This window comes from Phycisphaerae bacterium, assembly GCA_018003015.1.
Lineage (GTDB): Bacteria > Planctomycetota > Phycisphaerae > UBA1845 > PWPN01 > JAGNEZ01.
Genome location: JAGNEZ010000135.1, coordinates 1 through 4992, shown reverse-complemented (window position 1 = coordinate 4992; position 4992 = coordinate 1). Strand labels below are relative to the sequence as shown.

The window sequence follows — 4992 nt, the reverse complement described above, 5'->3', positions numbered from 1 at the left end:
AACATCGCCGCCCGGATCGCCATGATTCACTATCTTTACGAGCAGCGCGGCAAACCCATGCACGTCATGATGTCCTACAGCCAGCAGCTCAAGGATTTGGCCGACTGGTACCGCCAGCTTTACGCCGAGAGCCTGGGCAAGATCCGGCCCAACGACGGCAAGTGCGTCGGGCCGACGCCGATCAAGGCCCTCGGGGCAACCGACCAGCATTCCCAGGTTCAGCTCTATCGCGAAGGACCCAACGACAAGGTCTTCACGTTCTTGCAGGTGGACAGCTTCCCCAACGATCCACGCATTCCCAAGGCTTTCGACGGCATCGAGGCCATGCAGTACCTCGGCCGCAGCGAGAAAGGGACGCTTGGCGGGCTCCTCAATGCGGAGAAGAACGCGACCGAACTCGCCTTGCTCGCCAGCCAGCGACCGTCGCTCAGCGTTCATTTTCCGCGCGTGAACGAGCATACCGTGGGCCAGTTCCTCTACCTGTACGAAGCGGTGATTCCCATCATGGGCAAGCTGTACGGCATCGATCCTTACGATCAGCCGGCGGTGGAACTCGGCAAGCGACTTACCTTCCATTTCATGGGTCGGAAGGGCTATGAGGAGCCGCCCAAGGAGATCGGGAAGTAGCCATGAGTGATGAGGGTAGTGGTCAGCGGTTGGCGATCGGCCATGCGGGTGTTGCCGAGTGCTGATGGCCGCGTGCCGATGGCTCTTGTTTCTGTTTCGGTTTTAGCTCATGTTCCGAACCAACCTGTGGTGTTACCTGTGGGATCTGGTCGATGAAGGGATCGGCGACGTTCTGGACCGCCTCAAGGGTGAGGCCGGGGCCACGGGCATCTCGGTTGCGGTCAACTACCACAGTGCCGATCAGCTCCGGCCGCACGGGCCGGTTGAGTCGCGGCGATTCCGCTCTGCTGGCGGGGCCCAGTTTCAGCCCAACGCGGCTCACTACGCGTCGACGCGGATGCGGCCGGTTCCCGCGGATTGGCTCCGGAAGGGGAACCCGCTTGCCGCAGTTGGGGAGGCGTGCGTCAAACGAGGGATGAGCCTTCGGGGCTGGCTGGTGGGCACGCACGGTTCAGTCGTGGTCGGACGGTATCCGGGCTGCGCGGTGAAGGGCGCTTTCGGCCAGCTGAGTCCCAACTGGCTGTGCCCGGTCAACCTGGACGTCCGCGAGTATCTCCGCGGGATGATCGAGGACCTGACCCACAACTACCCGTTCGAGACCATCGAACTGGAGCGGGCCACGTTTCCAGCCGACCTTCACACCCATTTCCACGACAAGATGGGCGTCGATTTCGGATTGGCGGGCGACTGGCTGCGCGGCCTATGCCTGTGCGAATCGTGTCGGCAAGGCTGCTCCCGCGACGGGCTCGACGCCGCCAGAATTGTGGCCCTGGTCGAGGGATACCTGGGCCGGGTGCTGATCGGCGACGAGCCGATCGGGCAGGGCATCGAGGAACTGGTGGACGCGGAACCGCTTCTGGAGGACTTCGCGGCCTGGCGGTGTGGCCAGATCACCTCGCTGATCAAGCTGCTCAAGACGTCGTGCCGTTCCCGGCTGGTGATGCACCGGAGCGGAGACCGATTCTGGTCGGCCGCCGACTTCGCCGCGATTGCCCCGCACTGCGATGCCCTGCTGCCGATCTTTTACGATGCCGATCTGGAGGTGCTCAACAAGCTGGTCCAGGCTGCGGTCGAGGAGGGTGGTAGCCCCGAGCGGGTGGAACTGGGCCTCAGCGCGTGCACACCGCCGTGCAGTGGACCGGACCTGCTTGTCGCCGCCGTGAAGCGAGCCGTCGAGCTGGGGGTCCGGTCGGTCAACATCTACAACTATGGCCTGATTCCGCTGTCCCGTCTGGAGTGGATTCACCAGGCCACACGCTACGCCCGGCGCGAAGCGGGCTAGGCGGTGACGGCTCGACCAGGGAAGATCAGCCTGCCCGCTGCAGCTCTGCCAGGCGTTGGCGAACGAGCCGTTTCTTCGGCTCGGGCATGTCCTCCTCGGCCAGGAGCGTGTTGCAGCCTTCGATGAACATGGACAGCCCGTGTGACCAGGGCCAGACCCGCTGTTCAGGTGAACGGGCTTCGACCATCTTGAGGAAGCCCTCGAACTCCTGGAAGTAACTGCCGTAGATATGAAACGAGTCCACGATGTGGCAGTACTCGCCGATCGGGACGCCGACCTGGCGGGCGACTTCGGCCTGGAGCTCGACGAAGGCGTACATGTTCATGAACGCGGCCTTGAAAGCGTCGTTGCTGCGCATGTGGACGTGCATATTGAGCCGTCCGTCCTGAACCCGGAAGAACATGCGTTGCAGGCAGGCGGGGTCGTGGATGCCGAGGTCGGCCCAGGCTTTCCAGGTCACCGCCTGGGCTCGGCGGGTGAAGCCGCACGTCTTGAGGAGGTTGACGCATCCGGCGATCTGGTCAATCCGCTCGGGTAGCCCGGGCACATCGTACGCGAACAACCGCTCGTGATAGGTGTATTCCCACTTGCCCTCCTGAGGGGCGATCCAATGGTCGTGGACGCCGTAGAGGACCTCCGCCCGGTATTTCTCGAGGTCTTCCAGCCCGCCGGGAAACGCCCGGTGAATGCGCGGGTCCGAAAGCGGCTCGGTGACGTGAATCAAGGCGATCACGTCGCGGCTGTTGGGGTCGCCGGGCTTGTCATACTGCGTCGGGTAGCGGTCGCCATCGGCGTAACAGGCCAGCACGGCCTTCTCCCAGGCCAAGGGCAGCGTCTTCTCCACAATGTAGATGCTCTTCATCGCGGTCTCCGTGACAGTCCCGAATGCTCCCGGGGCGCCAACCTCACGGCCGCCAAGATACCGAGCGCGGCGGACGAGTCAATTGAATGGGGTGAGGATCGCCGTCCGCCGCCTGTGAAATAGCTAATGTCGGTGGAGTACCTCATCAAGCTCGGGGCAGCGGACCAATCGGGCGCCGGCCAGGAAGGCCAGTAGTCCGGTGAGGGTCAGAAACGCCACCTTCAGCAGCGAGGAATGGGCGTAAGCCTGCCAGTCGCTCAAGAGCCGGTTCACGCTGAGCACCGCCAAGGCCATGACCACTGTGGCCGCCGCGGACCGCCCGGTGGATGCCAGGATTTCTCGCCAGGGAATGTGCGGCAAGCGCTTGCTCAGGAACCAGATCAGCAGACCATCCTGAATCACCGCGCAGATGGTGGTTGCCAAACCGATTCCCGGCTCCTCCAGGGGAAACACCAGAATCAGGTTGAGGGCCAGGTTGGCGGCGACCATGCCCCCGGCGATACGCAGCGGCGTCATCGGGTCCTTGATGGCGTAATAGGCCCGGACCGCGATCTGGTTTGCCCCGAAGGCCCAGATGCCGGCGGCGAAGGTGATCACCGTGTTCGCCACCCGGACCGTGTCCACGGCGCTGAACTGGCCACGTTGGAAGAGCACCTGGACCAGCGGCTCGCGGATGAGAATGAGGCCCACCGTGCAGGGCAGCCCCTCGAACATGACGATGCGTAAGCCCCGGGCCAGGGTGTTGGAGAGTCCGGGCAGATCGTTTACGGCCGCATGCCGGGTCATGGCCGGGAAAATCGCGGTGGCCAGGGCGATAGCGAAGACCCCGAGTGGGAACTGGTAGAGCCGCTGGGCATAGCCAAGTACGGCCGGGCCGCCGACGTGCGAGGTGACGAAGGCGTACGCGATCAGGCTGTCCAGAAAAGCATTGATCTGGATGGCGCTCAGGCCGATGGTCATTGGGACCATGGTTCGGGCGATGGTCCGCACGCATTCATCGTGCGTATCGATGGTCAGCGGCAGGCGCAGCCCGGTGCGGCGCAGCGCGGTCCATTGCCAGGTGAGTTGAACCACGCCGGTGAACAGGACAACGATGCCCAAAACGTAGGCCTGGGGTACCAGGTTGTTCCTGGCAAAGACCCGGACGGTCACCAGCATGGCGACGATTTCGAACACGTTCAGCAAGATCGGATTGGCCGCGGGTACCGCGAATTGGCCGAAGATGTTCTGGATGCCGCCGAGGATGGCCGAGGCGCAGATGAAAACCATGTAGGGCAGCATGACGGCGGTGAGGCTGAGTGTCAGCAGATTGCGGTCGGTGGGTTCCACGAGGGGCCACAGCGCCAGGACGACCAGTTCGCCGACCAGGGTCAATGCCACGAGAACGACGAGGAGCAGTCCCATCACCCTGCCGCTCAACCGGTCGACGGCTTCGCGTCCACCGCGATGGAGCTGATCGGTCAGGACCGGAATGCTGGAGGCGGACAGGGCCCCTTCCCCGAACAGCCGGCGGAACAGGTTGGGGACCTGGAATCCGACGGTGAAGGCGGACATGACCCAGCCGGCCCCGAAGACGTAGGCGAAGAGCATATCGCGCCCGAGCCCGAGAATGCGCGAGACCAGGGTGAGGGCGCTGATGATTCGGGCCGATTTCAGAACCGAGACGGACATGGGCGGAGAGAATACTGTCCACCGCATGGGCGAACAAGCGGCCTGTCGTAGGATCCGGCTGGGGGAGTTACCTCGGGGATCCTGCGATGGCTGCGGACCGCCCGCGGGCCCTTCGCCCCGATCGAAGTGTGTTTCTGGATCATCGCCAGCAGTTGGAGCCTGCCGCGCGGCGCGTCTCCTCGATCAGCCCCAGGGCATGCAGGCGGTTGCACCTACAAAAACGGGATGTCCGCATCTCGGCCAAGATGCGGACATCCCTGTGGGAAAGGGAAGAGGCCAGGGAGATCATCAACCGAATCGCTCTGTTCTCTTGTACGCCCAGTCGGCGATTTGGTTCACGTTCTCTTGCCTTATTATAGGCGGACCGGACCCGATTATCTTTCATTTGAGGGACGATTTCAGGTGCATACCCGTATCTCGCGTGGCCAGCCGGGGGTGCGACAGCCTGCCCATCCGCGGTGAGGTGGGGTGATCGGCTCGTACTTCCGAACGAGCGATCGGTTTGTGTGTACCTCTCGGGGCGCCCGCGCTTACGGGCTCGGCGTGGAGG

Annotated in this window: 4 protein-coding genes; 2 read left to right on the top strand and 2 right to left on the bottom strand. The window is 63.6% G+C overall.

The window, feature by feature from the left end; translation table 11 throughout:
• Together KA354_25075 and KA354_25070 are read left to right on the top strand one after the other, a co-directional pair.
• The coding region (locus KA354_25075) for a glucose-6-phosphate isomerase (protein ID MBP7937922.1) at positions 1-627 on the top strand (627 nt) is incomplete at its 5' end.
• 109 nt (positions 628-736) lie between these two features.
• Positions 737-1909 carry a hypothetical protein gene (locus tag KA354_25070; GenBank protein ID MBP7937921.1) on the top strand — a complete coding sequence of 391 codons (1173 nt, stop codon included), beginning with the start codon at positions 737-739 and terminating at the stop codon, positions 1907-1909.
• A 25-nt stretch (positions 1910-1934) separates the two neighbouring features.
• On the opposite strand, the gene KA354_25065 is transcribed toward KA354_25070, so the two are convergent.
• Both KA354_25065 and murJ read right to left on the bottom strand, forming a co-directional pair.
• Positions 1935-2771 carry a hypothetical protein gene (locus KA354_25065; protein ID MBP7937920.1) on the bottom strand — a complete coding sequence of 279 codons (837 nt, stop codon included), beginning with the start codon at positions 2769-2771 and terminating at the stop codon, positions 1935-1937.
• A gap of 123 nt (positions 2772-2894) precedes the next feature.
• Entirely contained in the window at positions 2895-4469 is a 1575-nt protein-coding gene (gene murJ / locus KA354_25060) for a murein biosynthesis integral membrane protein MurJ (GenBank protein ID MBP7937919.1), read from the bottom strand.
• Positions 4470-4992 lie beyond the last annotated feature (523 nt).